The organism is Streptomyces daqingensis, assembly GCF_014645895.1.
Classification (GTDB): Bacteria; Actinomycetota; Actinomycetes; order Streptomycetales; family Streptomycetaceae; genus Streptomyces; species Streptomyces daqingensis.
In genome coordinates, this window is the sequence record NZ_BMMP01000045.1 from 1 (window position 1) to 635 (window position 635).

Here is a 635-nt window from a genome sequence, read left to right on the forward strand (position 1 = left end):
ATATTGTTAAAGCCACTCTCAAAGATCCTAAACGCATTAAACCCATGAGCAGCGATCATGTGGCGGCTTTGAATGTGGAACTTTTAAAAAAGCTTAGCCCTGATCTTGTTGTAACCTTTGTGGGAAACCCTAAAGCGGTAGAGCATGCGAAAAAATTTGGGATTTCATTCCTTTCTTTCCAAGAAAAAACCATTGCAGAAGTCATGGAAGATATTGACGCTCAAGCTAAAGCCTTAGAAATTGACGCTTCTAAAAAACTGGCTAAAATGCAAGAAACTTTAGATTTTATCAAAGAGCGTTTGAAAGATGTCAAAAAGAAAAAAGGGGTGGAGCTTTTCCATAAAGCCAATAAAATCAGCGGCCATCAAGCCCTTGATTCAGATATTTTAGAAAAAGGGGGCATAGACAATTTCGGCTTGAAATATGTCAAATTTGGGCGCGCTGATGTTAGCGTGGAAAAAATCGTTAAAGAAAACCCCGAGATTATCTTTATTTGGTGGATAAGCCCACTCACTCCTGAAGATGTGTTAAACAACCCTAAGTTTTCCACTATCAAAGCCATTAAAAACAAGCAAGTTTATAAACTCCCCACAAGGGATATTGGCGGGCCTAGAGCCCCACTCATTAGTTTGTAT

Annotated in this window: 1 protein-coding gene; it reads left to right on the top strand. The window is 39.1% G+C overall.

Going from position 1 to position 635, the window contains the following annotated elements; genetic code table 11:
- Positions 1 to 44: 44 nt before the first annotated feature.
- On the top strand, positions 45 to 635 hold a 591-nt coding region (locus IEY56_RS29250; RefSeq protein ID WP_229712269.1), incomplete at its 3' end, for an ABC transporter substrate-binding protein.